Raw genomic sequence first — 13,392 nt, forward strand, 5'->3', positions numbered from 1 at the left:
AGGCGGGTCAGCACGTCGGCCAGGTGGACGGCGGCGGCGTCGCGGCGGGGAAAGTGCGGCGTGGTCACGGGGCGCACTCCACGATGACGTCCAGGGCTCGGGCGAAGTCGGCATCCGTTACGCCCGCGTTGAGGGTCAGGCGCAGCCGGGAACTGCCGTCGGGGGTGGACGGCGGCCGGAAGCAACCCACCGCCACGCCCCGGTCGTAACAGTCGGAAGCCCAGGCCACGGCGGCCTCGGGGCCGGGTGCCAGCACCGACAGCACCCCGGCGGCGGGCGGCGACACCGCGAAACCGGCCGCACCCAGAAGCGACACGGTCAGGGCGCCGCGCGCCGCGAGCAGAGCGCGGCGGTCGTCGGCGGCGCGGGCTGTGCGCAGCGCCTCGTGCACGCCGGCGGCCACCGCGGGGGGCAGGGCGGTGTCGTAGATGAACGTGCGGCCGGTGTCGATCAGGTGGCGGATGAAGGGGGCCGGACCGGCCACGACGCCGCCCGCGCCGCCCAGGGATTTGGACAGGGTGGCGGTGACGATCACATCGGAGCGGCCGGCCAGGCCGGCGGCCGCGACCCCGCCCGCGCCGGACGGGCCGAGCAGGCCGAGGGCGTGGGCGTCGTCGACGACCAGCAGGGCGCCGCGGGCCGAGGTCACCTCGTGCAACTCGGCCAGCGGGGCGAGATCGCCGTCGACCGAGAACACCGACTCGGTCACCACCAGGGCGCGGCCCGGATGGGCGTCGAGCAGACGGGCCACGTCGGCGGGCGAGTTGTGCGGGGCGATCACCGTGCGGGTGCCGGAGATCTTGCAGCCGTCGATCAGGGAGGCGTGGTTGTAGGCGTCGGAGACGATCAGGTCACACACGGCTGTGAGGCCGCGCACGGCGGCGAGGTTGGCCAGGTAGCCCGACGAGAAGACCAGCGCCGACTCCGCGCCGATCCAGCCGGCCAGATCGGACTCGAGCTCGGCGTGGGCCACCGCGGAACCGCGGACCAGGCGGGAACCGGTCGCTCCCAGCCCGTACGTGGGAAGGCTCTTGATGCTCGCCTCGATCACCGCAGGGTGGGTGGCCAGGCCGAGATAGTCGTTCCCGGCCAGATCGACCACCGGGTCGCCGGCCGGACGCGGCCGTAACCGACGGGTCAGCCCGGCCTTGGACCGGCTTGCGGCCAGGCCCTCCAACGACTCCAACCAGCCGGACAAGACACCTCCAACACCACGAGAACGCCCATCGAGCGATCACGAGAAGGGGAACCTATCACCCGCCTCCGACGGTTTTCCCCACCCCGAAGTTTTGTAGGGTACGGGCATGCCAGAGATCCTCGACCGGGCCCGTGCCCAGGTGCTCAACGACGGTGCCGGCCTCGACGAGGCGCAGATCCTCGAAGTGTTGCGGCTGCCCGACGACGATCTCCCCGAGCTCCTCCAGATCGCCCACGACGTGCGGATGAAGTGGTGCGGCCCCGAGGTCGAGGTCGAGGGCATCGTGTCGCTCAAGACCGGCGGCTGCCCCGAGGACTGCCATTTCTGTTCGCAGTCGGGGCTTTTCGCTTCCCCCGTACGCTCCGTGTGGCTGGACATTCCGTCCCTGGTCGAAGCGGCCAAGCAGACCGCCGCCACCGGCGCGACGGAGTTCTGCATCGTGGCCGCCGTGCGGGGCCCGGACAAGCGCCTGATGGACCAGATGCGCGAGGGCGTCAAGGCGATCAAGGCCGAGGTCGACATCCAGGTCGCGGCCAGCCTCGGCATGCTCACTCAGGAGCAGGTCGACGACCTGGTCGACATGGGCGTGCACCGCTACAACCACAACCTCGAGACCTGCCAGTCGCACTTCCCCAACGTGGTGACCACGCACACGTGGGAGGAGCGCTGGGGCACGCTGAAGATGGTGCGCGACTCGGGCATGGAGGTCTGCTGCGGCGGCATCCTGGGCCTGGGCGAGACGCTCGAGCAGCGGGCCGAGTTCGCGGCCCAGCTGGCCGAGCTCGACCCGCACGAGGTGCCGATGAACTTCCTCAACCCCCGTCCCGGTACGCCCCTGGGCGATCAGCCCGTGGTCGAGGGCAAAGACGCGTTGCGCGCCATCGCGGCGTTCCGCTTGGCCATGCCGCGCACGATCCTGCGGTTCGCCGGCGGGCGCGAGATCACCCTGGGCGACCTGGGCACCCGCGACGGACTGCTGGGCGGCATCAACGCGGTGATCGTGGGCAACTACCTCACGACGCTGGGCCGCCCCGCGACCAGCGACCTCGAGCTGCTGCAGGACTTGAAGATGCCGGTCAAGGCTCTGTCCGAGACCATCTGATGCTGAAGTACTGCGACCGGTGCGGCGAACCGGCCGCCGAGGGCGACCACTCGGCGTGCGCGGCGGCGCGTGAACTCGAACCGCCGCGCTTCTGCCCCGCCTGCCGGCGCCGCATGAAGGTGCAGGTCGTGCCGACCGGGTGGACGGCGACCTGCGTCGAACACGGGACTACGAGCGGTCGGTCACTCTGACGTTCACCGGGCGGTCGCCCGGCACCGGCAGGGTGACGCTGACCATGGCGCCGTCGCGGTCGGCCGGACCGGCGCCGAGCCGCCGCAGCGTGCGCAGCATCGCCACGTTGTCGGCCGCGGTGTGCGCGATCACCGCCGCGAAGCGGACCCGCTCGGCGTGCGCCAGCATGCGGCGCAGCAGGGCGGTGCCGATGCCGCGGCGCTGCCAGTCGTCGTCGACCAGGATCGCGACCTCGGCCAGGTCGCCCTCGGCGAGCAGGTTGGCCATGGCGACGACCCGGTCGCCGGTCAGGGCGATCAGGGTCCGCCCGGCGCCGGCCGGTTCGAGCAGCCGGGCCAGCCGGCTGTCGCTCGGGGCGCGGCGGCCCGGCACACCGGTCGAGCTGCGATCGTGCAGACCGCGCAGGGCCTCGAGGTCGTCCATCGTCGCGGTCCGGATCACCAGCTCGGCGCCGTCGGGCAGCAGCAGCGTGGTCTGCTCGTCCTGACGGCGCGCCATCGCGCCGGACAGCTCGACCAGGGCCTGGGCCCGCGCGTATTCGGCCGGGGTGAAGGCCGGCATGTGCCGCAGCACCTCGAACGAGCCACCGGCCGGATCGGCCAGGCTCATCCGGCCCGCGTCGTAGCCGGGGCGGCCGGCCAGCGGTTCCGGCCGCCAGCGCACCTCGGTCGCGTCGAGCAGGGCGACCAGCGCCTCGCCGAGCGCGTCGGGCTCGTGGACGAGCCGGCCGGCCAGGGCGAGCGCCCGGGTCGGCTGGTCGACCAGGCCCTGGGCCTCGGCGCGGGACACGTAGGCGTCGCGGCCGCGGCCCTTGGCGATCGCGGCGAGCAGTTCGGCCTCGGTCATCGAGTCGGGCGCGTCGACCAGGAAGTCGTCGACGGCGCCGGCCTCGGTGGTGTGCACCTGGACGGCGAGAATGTTGACCGACCGCAGCGCGAGGCTCGCGGTCAGGACGGAGAGATAGCCCGGCCGGTCGTCAACCGTTGCCCGGATCCGCCACAGCGCCATGTGCGGCACTCCCTTCCGGCGAGTCAGAGGTCGATCTGTACCGGTTCCAATCCTCCTCCGCGGCTGTTAAGCCGACATTGCTTGAGCTGCGGTTTCTACGAGAGACCAATCACAGCGTGGACGGGACGCTGGCCGTGTCGAGCCGGTCGCCCAGGATCACCGCGGCCGCGCGGACCAGCTGCGCCACCCGGTCGACCTCGGTGATGTGGAAGGCGGCGGCGGGCAGCTCGTCCTCGTCGGAGCGGGCGACCACGAGCACCAGCCCGGCCCGGCCGAACGGGGCGATCGCGAACCGGGTGTTCTCCGGGCCCATCATCGGGCGGGCCCGCAGTGGGGTGATCTCGGGGAGCAGCAGCGGGGAGGGCGCGCGCCAGCTCGCGTAGGCCACCGTCGGCTCGGCGCCGAGGCTGAAACCGGGCTCGGCGGGCAGCGGGCGGGGCGCACCGGAGCGGGCGGCCCAGTCGGCCGGCACGATCGCGGCGGCGGCCCAGTCGGCCGCGAGCAGCCCGGGCACCGCGTCGACCAGGGTGGCCAGACCGTCGGCCGGGTTGGCCGCGACCTGGGCCAGCAGCTCGGCGTCGTGGCCGCCCGAGACGGGGGCGCCGATCGCCTTCCAGACGCCGTCGACCTGCACTCCGGGGATGGCGGCGAGGCCGGCCAGCAGCCGTTCCACGCGGGAGGCGCCCGGCCACACGACGGTGAAGTCGTCGACGGCCCGGCCGCCGAGTCGTTCCAGCACCACCACCTGCACGATGTCGGCCCCGGCGACGCCCAGCGTGCGAGCCACCTGTCCGAGGGCACCGGGGCGGTCGGGCAGAGTGACTCGAACCCGCAGCAACATGCGACTCCTCCCGTTCTGCGGACGGCACGGCGATGCCATCCCCGTAGGCGTCCAGCCTGCCAATTCGGCGTTTCGCCCCGGTTGCGGAGCCATGTCCGCGCCGACAAATCCCACGGTAGGGTCGTGGGGTGATCTGCCAGGCCTGCCGGGATCGGCGGCACGACGACTGCCGCGGCGGTTCGTGGTGCGACTGCCAGCACCGCGCTCCCGAGCCGACCCCGCCGGTGACCGGACCGCCCGGCCCGTGACGAATTATCCCGCGTGGCCGCCGTCCGCGGACGGCCTGATCGAGCTTTATCCGCGTAATCCGGCACCGACCCTGCGGATGAACTTCATCGCCGGTGCCGACGGCGCGGTCACCGTCGACGGGCTCTCCGGCGGCCTGCACGGGCCCGGCGACAAAGAGATCTTCGACTCGCTGCGGATGGTGTGCGACGCGCTGATCGTGGCGTCCGGCACGGTCAAGGCGGAGAACTACGACGCGTTACGACTGACCCCCGAGGCGCGGGCCTGGCGCCGAGCCAACGGCCTGCCCGAATATCCGCTCATGGTGGTCGTCTCGCGGTCGATGGATCTGGACTGGGACCAGCTGATCTTCTCCGACGCGCCGATCCGCCCGATCGTGCTGACACATCGTGGCGCGCGGGCCCCGGACCACGCCGACCTCATCGCGGTCGGTGACGACGAAGTGGATCTCGCGGCCGGAGTGGAAGCACTGCACGAGCGCGGCGCCACCCAGTTGCTCTGTGAGGGCGGCCCGACCCTGTTCGGCTCGATGATCGCGGCCGATCTGGTCGACGAGCTGTGCCTGACCGTCGCACCACTGCTGGTCGGTGGCGAGGCCGGCCGCATCTCGACCGGGCCCGCCACCGACCCGCGACGCATGACCCTGCGTCACGTGCTGACGCTCGAGGACATGCTTTTTCTCCGGTACGTCCGTCAGGGCCGCTGACCGGCCTTGTCGACCACCGCCACCTGGAGTTGGGCGGTCCATCCGATCACCGCACCGGCCGGGAACGGCGCCGCGTCCTCCTGCGCGACCTCCCGCTCGCCGAGGAACCGGTAGGTCCGCGCGTCGAAGATCAGGTCGTGCCGGGTGGCGTGGTGCACCTTGGAGACCGCGATCCCGCGCCGACCGGCCAGGTCGACCTGCTGCTTGACCACGGTGGTGCCGGGGATCGTCGCCGCCGCCTCGAACAGCGCGGCCGCCGACGCCGGCGGGACGTACTGCTCGCGGAGGGTGTCGCCGACCTTGACGAACGCCGTGACGTCGGGCGGGTTGCCGCCCTCCTTCGTGGCGCCGGTGCCGGCGTACAGCCAGTTGCGCATCGCGGTCGCCTCGGTCGGCAGGTTCCGCAGGTAGGCCGGGATCGGCGTGCCCTGCACCGGCAGCGGGGTGTTCCGGTGGATCGTGTCGCGGCCGGCTTCGGAGGGCCGGACGGCCTGCTCGTCGAGGAGACCGTCGCGGGTGCCGTCGACCGACAGCCAGATGCGCCGGTTCTTCTCGACCGGCGGGATGTACTGGGCGTTGTCGGGAGAAACCATCGTGGCGCCGGCCCAGGCGACCCGCGACTCGATGTAGACGTACTGGTCGGGGCGGGCCGGCAGGACCGGGTCGCGCCGGGCCTCGGCCGCGGCCAGGCGCAGCACCCGGACCGCTTCGGGTGCGGGCGGCGGGCTGTCTGGGCCACGCAGCGCCACCACGGTCACTCCGGCCGCGACGACGGACGCCAGCGCCGCGACCGGGGCCAGCCGCCAGACCCACCGCCGTCGCGGGGCCGGCTCCGCGCGGAACATTCCGGCCCGGGCGCGGGCCAGGGCTGCCGGGTCGGGCGGGGCCACGTCGGCGCGGAACTTCTCCATCAGATCCAGGTCATTCATCGTCGAGTCCGTTCGAGAGGCCGAGGTGGGGGAGGGCGGCGCGAAGGCGTTTGCGGGCGCTGTGCAGTCGCGAGCGGACGGTGCCGACCGGGATGCCCAGCGCCTCGGCCACCTCGGGATAGCTGAGCTGGGCCTGGCTGATCAGGGTCAGCACGTCGCGTTCGCCGGGGCTGAGGCGGGCCAGGGCGCCGGCCAGGACCCGGACGTGCTCGCTCGCGGTGACCTGAGCCGCCACGACGTCGTCATGAGAGGCGAGAGCAGGGTCTTTTCCCGTACGGGCGAGAGCGCGGTACATCCGCACCTCGGTTCGCCGGTGACCACGCAACAGATTCGCCGCGATGCCGTAGAGCCAGGGCAGCGCGTCCGGCCGGCTCCCGTCGTACGCGAAACGGTTTTGAAAGGCGGTGAGAAACGTCTCGGCCGTCAGATCGTCGGCGAGCGTGCCCCCGACCCGCCGGGACAGATAGCGGTGGATCGTCGTGGCGTGGCGATCGAACACCGCGCCGAACGATTCGGGCTGCGTGCCCGACATTCCGATGAGCTCGCCGTCGGTGAGCACGGCCCGCGTGGGCATCGGCCTCATGCGTGCCCTTTCTCGGGAGGTGAAGTTCTGTCACCCGGCCTTTGACCGATCGGCTCACATCGGTTCGTTTCTCCGCGCGCCTCCACAGCTCAACCAAGATCTTGTGGATAACTCTGTGTATGAACACCAGAAGTTGTGGACAACGCGTGCCAACCGACGGTGCCTGCGAGTTCTGTCGTACCCCTGGTGCACGATGAGCCCTGTGTCTGACGAATCTTCCCCCGTCGGGCGGGTGCTAGGCACTGCCGATGCGACACCGCTCCAGTTCTGGACGGCCGTGGCCGACGGCAGTTATCTACAGCTCGACGATGTCGTGGTCACCCAGCGTCACTTGCCGGATCGCGAACCGGTGACGATCGCCGGGGTGGTGACCCAGGTGCGGGCGCGGCACGAGGGCGCCCAGTTCGACTCCGACGTGTTCGCCATCGCCGAGGGCACGCTGCCGGCCGTGGTGCAGGAGGCGGCCGAGATCACCACCACGCGCGTCGACCCTGAGCTCTACGTGCCACCCGCGCCCGGCGCGATCGTGCACCGCGCGTCCGGCGAGGCCCGCGACGCCGCGCTGCACTTCGACCGGATGGAGCGCCGCATCCCGATGGGCACCGGCCGCGACGGCGTGCCGGTGTTCCTCAACGCCGACTTCCTCGACGGCACCCGCGGCGCCCACGTGTCGATCTCCGGCATCTCCGGCGTGGCCACCAAGACCAGCTTCGCGACATTCCTGCTCTACTCGGTGTTCCGGTCGGGCGCGCTGGGCGCCGACGGGGCCAACGCCCGCGCGCTGATCTTCAACGTCAAGGGCGAAGACCTCCTCTTCCTCGACCACCCCAACACCAAGCTCGACGAGGCGACACGGGCCGGCTACAAGCTGCTCGAGCTTCCGGCGACCCCCTTTTCCGACGTACGGGTGTATGCCCCGCCCCGGGCCGGCGACTCGTCCGGCGCCCCCGACGTCAGCAGCCGCCTGACCGGGGTCGACACCTTCTACTGGACGCTCGAGGAGTTCGCCTCGCTGCGCCTGCTGCCCTACGTGTTCGCCGACGCCGACGACGAGCGCCAGCAATACACGATGGTCGTCCACTCGGTCACCGCCCACCTGCACCGCTACTCGGTGCCGGCCGAGGGCGGCATCAGCATCGACGGCAAGCGCCTGGGGTCCTACGGCGACCTCGTCGACCACATCGTCGAACAGCTCACCGACGACGAGACCCGCTCGACCTGGGCCGGCAGCGCGGTCAACATGGGCACGGTCAACGCGTTCGCCCGCCGGCTGATCGGCAGCAAGCGCGACCTGGCCCGGCTGATCCGCGGCGACCTGGCCCAGCGCCGCCCGCACCAGATCAAGACCGCCGAGTCGGCCCAGGTCACCGTGGTCGACCTGCACAACCTGCCCGACCGCGCGCAGCGGTTCGTGGTCGGCGTGACGCTCAAGACCGAGTTCGAAGAGAAGGAGAAGGCCGGCACCGGTCGTCCGCTGCTCTTCGTCGTGCTCGACGAGCTCAACAAGTACGCGCCGCGCGAGGGCACCTCGCCGATCAAGGAGGTGCTGCTCGACATCGCCGAGCGCGGCCGCTCGCTCGGGGTCATCCTGATCGGCGCCCAGCAGACGGCGAGCGAGGTCGAGCGGCGCATCGTGACCAACTCGGCGATCCGGGTGGTCGGCCGGCTCGACCCGGCCGAGGCGGCCCGACCCGAGTACGGCTTCCTGCCCCCGGCCATGCGGCAGCGTGCGTTGCTGGCCCGGCCCGGCACGATGTTCGTCAACCAGCCCGACATCCCGGTGCCGCTCTGCGTCGAGTTCCCGTTCCCGGCCTGGGCCACCCGCAAATCCGAGTCCGGTCCACCGCCGTCCGACACGATGAAGTCCATCGTGCAGGGCGCCGATCCGTTCGCCGTGGTCGGTTCGTCCGACGACGACATCCCGTTCTGAGAGCCTAAGGCGTTTTTGCGATGCGCATCCTGCACACGTCCGACTGGCACGTCGGCAAGGTCCTCAAGGGACGCAACCGGCACGAGGAGCACATCCGCGTGCTGGCCCAGGTGGTCGACACGGCCCGGGCCGAGCGCCCCGACCTGGTCGTCATCGCCGGTGACCTCTACGACACCGCGGCCCCCACGGCCGACGCGACGCGAGTGGTCACCCGGGCTCTCACCGCTTTGCGCAACACCGGCGCCCAGGTCGTGGCCATCGGCGGCAATCACGACAACGGTCCGGCGCTGGATGCCCTGCGACCGTGGGCGGAGGCGGCCGGCATCACGCTGCGTGGAGCCGTACGGGAAAAGGCCGAAGAGTTGCTGATCACCGGGGAGACCGCGGGCGGCGAGAAATGGCAGCTGGTGACGCTGCCGTTCCTGTCCCAGCGGTACGCGATCCGGGCCGCCGAGATGTACGAGCTGACCGCGGCCGAGGCGACCCAGACCTACGCCGACCACATCGCCCGCCTGATCGCCAAGCTCAGCGAGGGGTTCGCCCGGCCCGGCGTGATCAACCTGCTGACCGCCCACCTGACCATCGTCGGGGCGTCGGCCGGCGGCGGCGAGCGCGAGGCGCACACCATCATGGGGTACGCGGTGCCGGCCACCGTCTTTCCGCAGAACGCGCACTATGTGGCGCTCGGCCACCTGCACCGGGCCCAGCAGGTGATCTCGCCGTGCCCGACGCGCTACAGCGGCAGCCCGCTCGCGATCGACTTCGGCGAGGAAGAGAACGTGCCGTCGGTGGCGATCGTCGACGTCGCCGTGGACAAGGCGGCCCGGGTGCGTGACGTGCCGATCACCGGGGCGATCGCGTTGCGGACGGTTCGCGGCACCCTCGAACAGCTCGCCAAAGTGAACCTTCCGGAGGCCTGGCTCCGTGTTCTGGTGCGCGAGAAGCCACGGGTCGGCCTCCGCGAGGACGTGCAGGAGTTGCTGCCCAACGCCCTCGAGGTGCGGGTCGACCCCGAGATGATGCCGCAACGGGCGGGGGAGCGGATGGCACAGCGGGCCGGACGGACGCCGCGTCAGCTTTTCGGCGACTACCTGGACAGTCGCGACAACGCCGAGGACGGCGTCCGCGAACTCTTCGACGAGCTTTATGACGAGGTGAGCACTCACTCATGAGCGAGCGAAGCAAGCGAAGCGGAGACGAATCATGAGGCCGATCCGACTCGACATGGCGGGGTTCACCGTCTTCCGCGACGAGACCACCGTCGACTTCACCGACGCCGACTACTTCGCGCTGGTCGGGCCGACCGGCTCGGGCAAGTCGACGGTGCTCGACGCGATCACCTTCGCGCTCTACGGCACCGTCCCGCGCTGGGGCGGCAGCCGCGGCATCGTCAACGCGCTCGCCCCGTCGGCCACCGAGGCCCGGGTCCGCCTGGTCTTCGAGTCGGCCAACGAGCGCTACGTCGCGACCCGGGTGGTCCGGCGCGACGGCCGCGGCAACGTCAAGACGGCCGGCGCCGGGCTGCAGCTCATGCCGCCGGGCTTCGACGTCACCAAGCTCGACACCGGCATGGACCTCGACGACCTGGGCGATGTGCTGGCCGGCACCCCGGCCGAGATGGACCAGGCGATCCTGGACGCCGTCGGCCTGCCGTTCGAGCAGTTCACCAGCTGCGTGGTGCTGCCGCAGGGCCAGTTCGCCGACTTCCTGCACGCCAAGCCGGCCACCCGCCAGCAGATCCTGGTCAACCTGCTCGGCCTGCACATCTACGAAGAGGTGCAGACCCGGGCCACCGGTCGCTCGCAGACGGCCGAGGGCAAGCTCGCCGTCGTCGACCAGAGCCTGGCCGGACTGACCGACGCCACCGACGAGGCCGTCGAGGCGGCCGAGCAGCACGTCACCCGCATGCGCGAGCTGACCACGGCGGTCGAGGCGGCCGTTCCGGGGCTGCGCGCCCGGCGGACGGCCGAGGCCGAGGCGGCCACCACCCGCGACGCGCTCGACGCCGAGTGGCGGCAGCTCTCCGCCGTGCGTACGCCCAAGGGAAGCGTGGAGACCGCCGGCGTGACCGCGGCCGCCCGGGCGAGTGCCACCGAGGCGGCGGACGAGGTTCGCGGCGCGGAGGAGAAAGAGGAGAAGGTCCGCGGTGAGCTGGCGGCCGCCGGCGACGCCGGATCGCTGAGCCTCATGCTCGACCGGCACGCCGAACTGGAGCGGCTGGCCGGGCAGCAGGAGTGGTTCGCCGGTGAGGTGTCGGTGGCCGAGGTGGAGTACAAGGACGCCGCGGCCGGCGCCGACATCGCTCACAGCGCCCACCTGGGTGCGGCCCAGCTGCTCGAACAGGCCCGGCTCGACTACGTGGAGGCTCAGCGGATCGACCGCGCGTCCGCCCTGCGTCAGCATCTGTCGGCCGGTGACCACTGCCCGGTGTGCGAGCAGACCGTGACGACCGTGCCGCCGGTTCCCGAGGGGTCGGCCGTGCGGGCCGCCGAGACCACCGGCAAGGCCGCCCGGGCCGCCGCCGAGGTCGCCGAAAATGCCTGGCAGCAGCGCGACGCCGTGGCCCGCAAGCTGGAGAGCAACCTGGAACGCAAGCGCGCCCAGCACGAGCACCACCTGACCCGGATGGCCGAGGCGCGCACCGCCGTGGCCGAGTCGCCCGGCGCCGACGCCCTGCGCCGTCAGCTGGCCGAGATCGAGAAGCTGCAGAAGCTGCTCGACCGGTCGGGCGCGGCCGTGCGGTCGGCCCGGTCGGCGCATCGGCAGGCCCAGGCCGCGGTGGTCGCCGCCGAGGAGCGCCAGCGCACCGCGTGGCGGGAGTTCGACGCCGTACGGGATCAGGTCGCCCGGTTCTCGCCGCCGCCGGCCGATCGGGACGACCTCGCCGGCGCCTGGGCCGCTCTGGTCACCTGGGCGTCCGAGATGGCGGCCGAGCGCGCCACGGCCCGATCGGCGGCCGAGCATGCGGTGGCCGCCGCGCACGACGCCACCGCCGTGGTGCTCCGCGAGATCGCCGCGTTGTTCAACGACGCCGGGGTGGCCGTTCCGCCGTCCGACGACTCGGCCATCATCCGGGCCGCGGCGGTCGCCGTGGAACGCTCCGAGGCGGCCTGGAAGCGGTTGTCCGACCGGCGCGATCAGGTCGGCGAGCTCACCGAGCAGCGGATGGCCCTGCAGCGGGAGCAGCGGGTGGCCAAGGCGCTGGCCGGGCACCTGCGGGCCAACAACTTCGAGCGCTGGCTGCTCGAGGAGGCGCTCGACCTGCTCGTCGACGGCGCGTCCCGGATCCTGCGCGAGCTCACCGGCGGCCAGTACGACCTGATCCACGACAAGGGCGAGTTCTTCGTGATCGACCATCACGACGCCGGCCTACGGCGCGGGGTGCGCACGCTCTCCGGTGGCGAGACGTTCCAGGCGTCGCTGGCCCTCGCGCTGGCCCTGTCCGAGCAGCTTTCCGGCATGTCGACCACGGCCGCCAGCCTCGAGTCGATCGTCCTCGACGAGGGCTTCGGCACGCTCGACGCGGCCACCCTCGACGTGGTGGCGGCGACGCTGGAAAACCTGGCCGCGCGCGGCGACCGGATGGTCGGCGTGGTCACCCACGTCAACGCCTTGGCCGAGCGGGTGCCGGTGCGGTTCGAGGTGCACAAGGACGCGCGGACCGCGCACGTTTCGAGGGTGGGCCTTTGAGAGTCTTCGTCGAGCCGTGGGACCCCTCGTACGGGGCGTCCTTCGAGGGCGGTGGGTCCGGCGACGGCCCCGCCTCGACCAGCAGCGCCCAGATCGACACCGACGTCGAGGTGCCGGCCGCCGAGTGGGCCCCGATCGACGTGTCCGACTCGGTCCAGCCGCCCGACGTGGTCTATCTGGTCGACGGCGTACGGCGCATCGACGCCGGGCTGTCCACGGCCGAGGACGACGGGACCTCGTACGCGGGACTCGCCGCCTCCTTCGCGGCCGGGGTGGTCCGCTGTGACCTCGGCCGGGGCGTCGCCGAACTGGTGACGGCCAAGGTGGGCCGCGGCCTGTTCACGGCCAGCCCGTCGATGGAAGATCTGCTGGCCGGCCCGGTGCGCTACGAGGTGCACCGGATCGAGGGCCCGGGCGAGGCGAGCAAGCTGCCGGTGGCGGTGCAGCGGCCGCTGACCGCGCTCGAGATCCTCATCTCGTCCGAGGCCCGCGCCCACGGCCCCGAGGGCTACGACCTGCTCGTGGTCGACGGCCCGCTGCGCGCCCGGCGCCAGCTGCCGCGGACGATCGGTTTCATCAAGACCCAGGAGAAGCTCTACCTGCCGGCGGTGCTCAACCTGGTCGTGACCCGGTTGACCGCCGGGCAGCGGACCCCGGTCTTCCACCTGGGCACGGCGTGGGGCGGCTGGACCTGGTATCTGCGCCTGCCCGGTGGGTCGTCGGCGCCGTGGTCGGGGATCGTCCGAGTGGAGTGCTCGCCCGACCTCAGCCCCGAGATGGCGATCGAGCTGGCCGACCTGTCCCAGGCGACCCTGCCCCGGTTCGCGTCGTCGGCCTACAAGGATCCGCGGGCGCCGCAGAATCTGGTGCCGATCGCCGGCCTGGAACGCCGTCTGCGCGGCATGCTGGGCGACTCGCGGTTGCTGCACCGCGCGCTGACGAAGGCTACGGTCCGATCCCGATGATC

Annotated in this window: 11 protein-coding genes and 1 pseudogene; 7 read left to right on the top strand and 5 right to left on the bottom strand. The window is 72.0% G+C overall.

The window, feature by feature from the left end:
* Positions 1-64: 64 nt before the first annotated feature.
* Entirely contained in the window at positions 65-1,198 is a 1,134-nt protein-coding gene (locus tag KOI35_RS02745) for an 8-amino-7-oxononanoate synthase (RefSeq protein ID WP_215784371.1), read from the bottom strand.
* A 106-nt stretch (positions 1,199-1,304) separates the two neighbouring features.
* On the opposite strand from KOI35_RS02745, the gene bioB reads away from it, so the two are divergent.
* Both bioB and bsaP read left to right on the top strand, forming a co-directional pair.
* On the top strand, positions 1,305-2,300 hold the full coding sequence (gene bioB / locus KOI35_RS02750; RefSeq protein WP_215784372.1) for a biotin synthase BioB: 996 nt from the start codon (positions 1,305-1,307) through the stop codon (positions 2,298-2,300).
* An 8-nt stretch (positions 2,301-2,308) separates the two neighbouring features.
* A pseudogene (bsaP, locus tag KOI35_RS48730) lies at positions 2,309-2,491 on the top strand (biotin synthase auxiliary protein BsaP); the annotation flags it as partial.
* Here bsaP and KOI35_RS02755 read toward each other — a convergent pair.
* Positions 2,469-3,500 (bottom strand): GNAT family N-acetyltransferase, encoded by a 1,032-nt coding sequence (locus KOI35_RS02755; RefSeq protein ID WP_215784373.1) that lies wholly within the window; start codon positions 3,498-3,500, stop codon positions 2,469-2,471. The pseudogene bsaP and the gene KOI35_RS02755 overlap by 23 nt on opposite strands.
* 109 nt (positions 3,501-3,609) lie before the next feature.
* Positions 3,610-4,341, bottom strand: a complete 732-nt coding sequence (locus KOI35_RS02760; protein ID WP_215784374.1) for an ACT domain-containing protein — start codon at positions 4,339-4,341, stop codon at positions 3,610-3,612.
* 244 nt (positions 4,342-4,585) lie between these two features.
* Here KOI35_RS02760 and KOI35_RS02765 point away from each other — a divergent pair, with 244 nt between their 5' ends.
* Positions 4,586-5,293 carry a pyrimidine reductase family protein gene (locus KOI35_RS02765; protein WP_438870576.1) on the top strand — a complete coding sequence of 236 codons (708 nt, stop codon included), beginning with the start codon at positions 4,586-4,588 and terminating at the stop codon, positions 5,291-5,293.
* On the opposite strand, the gene KOI35_RS02770 is transcribed toward KOI35_RS02765, so the two are convergent.
* Together KOI35_RS02770 and KOI35_RS02775 are read right to left on the bottom strand one after the other, a co-directional pair.
* Positions 5,281-6,222: a CU044_5270 family protein gene (locus tag KOI35_RS02770; protein WP_215784376.1), complete on the bottom strand. Its 942-nt coding sequence runs from the start codon at positions 6,220-6,222 to the stop codon at positions 5,281-5,283. The genes KOI35_RS02765 and KOI35_RS02770 overlap by 13 nt on opposite strands.
* Positions 6,215-6,805 (bottom strand): RNA polymerase sigma factor, encoded by a 591-nt coding sequence (locus tag KOI35_RS02775; RefSeq protein ID WP_246612372.1) that lies wholly within the window; start codon positions 6,803-6,805, stop codon positions 6,215-6,217. The genes KOI35_RS02770 and KOI35_RS02775 overlap by 8 nt, the downstream gene beginning before the upstream one ends.
* Positions 6,806-6,998: 193 nt before the next feature.
* Here KOI35_RS02775 and KOI35_RS02780 point away from each other — a divergent pair, with 193 nt between their 5' ends.
* The 4 genes from KOI35_RS02780 to KOI35_RS02795 are packed head-to-tail and all read left to right on the top strand — an operon-like array spanning position 6,999 to position 13,390.
* Positions 6,999-8,735 (top strand): ATP-binding protein, encoded by a 1,737-nt coding sequence (locus tag KOI35_RS02780; RefSeq protein ID WP_215784377.1) that lies wholly within the window; start codon positions 6,999-7,001, stop codon positions 8,733-8,735.
* 20 nt (positions 8,736-8,755) lie between these two features.
* Complete coding sequence (locus KOI35_RS02785) at positions 8,756-9,907, top strand: exonuclease SbcCD subunit D (RefSeq protein ID WP_215784378.1); 1,152 nt, start codon at positions 8,756-8,758, stop codon at positions 9,905-9,907.
* 31 nt (positions 9,908-9,938) lie between these two features.
* The gene (locus KOI35_RS02790) at positions 9,939-12,425 is read left to right on the top strand and encodes an AAA family ATPase (RefSeq protein WP_215784379.1); all 2,487 of its coding nucleotides are present in this window, start codon (positions 9,939-9,941) and stop codon (positions 12,423-12,425) included.
* Positions 12,422-13,390, top strand: coding sequence for a hypothetical protein (locus tag KOI35_RS02795; RefSeq protein WP_215784380.1), 969 nt, complete (start codon positions 12,422-12,424; stop codon positions 13,388-13,390). Before KOI35_RS02790 ends, KOI35_RS02795 begins: the two co-directional genes overlap by 4 nt.
* Positions 13,391-13,392: the final 2 nt, after the last annotated feature.

Origin of the sequence: Paractinoplanes bogorensis (assembly GCF_018829635.1) — a bacterium.
Classification (GTDB): Bacteria; Actinomycetota; Actinomycetes; order Mycobacteriales; family Micromonosporaceae; genus Actinoplanes; species Actinoplanes bogorensis.

Bases quoted from the DNA above. Each gene is read 5' to 3' on its own strand.
- bioB (WP_215784372.1), top strand. From the start codon at position 1,305: ATGCCAGAGATCCTCGACCGGGCCCGTGCCCAGGTGCTCAACGACGGT.
- KOI35_RS02755 (WP_215784373.1), bottom strand. From the start codon at position 3,500: ATGGCGCTGTGGCGGATCCGGGCAACGGTTGACGACCGGCCGGGCTAT.
- KOI35_RS02760 (WP_215784374.1), bottom strand. From the start codon at position 4,341: ATGTTGCTGCGGGTTCGAGTCACTCTGCCCGACCGCCCCGGTGCCCTC.
- KOI35_RS02770 (WP_215784376.1), bottom strand. From the start codon at position 6,222: ATGAATGACCTGGATCTGATGGAGAAGTTCCGCGCCGACGTGGCCCCG.
- KOI35_RS02775 (WP_246612372.1), bottom strand. From the start codon at position 6,805: ATGAGGCCGATGCCCACGCGGGCCGTGCTCACCGACGGCGAGCTCATC.
- KOI35_RS02780 (WP_215784377.1), top strand. From the start codon at position 6,999: ATGAGCCCTGTGTCTGACGAATCTTCCCCCGTCGGGCGGGTGCTAGGC.
- KOI35_RS02785 (WP_215784378.1), top strand. From the start codon at position 8,756: ATGCGCATCCTGCACACGTCCGACTGGCACGTCGGCAAGGTCCTCAAG.
- KOI35_RS02790 (WP_215784379.1), top strand. From the start codon at position 9,939: ATGAGGCCGATCCGACTCGACATGGCGGGGTTCACCGTCTTCCGCGAC.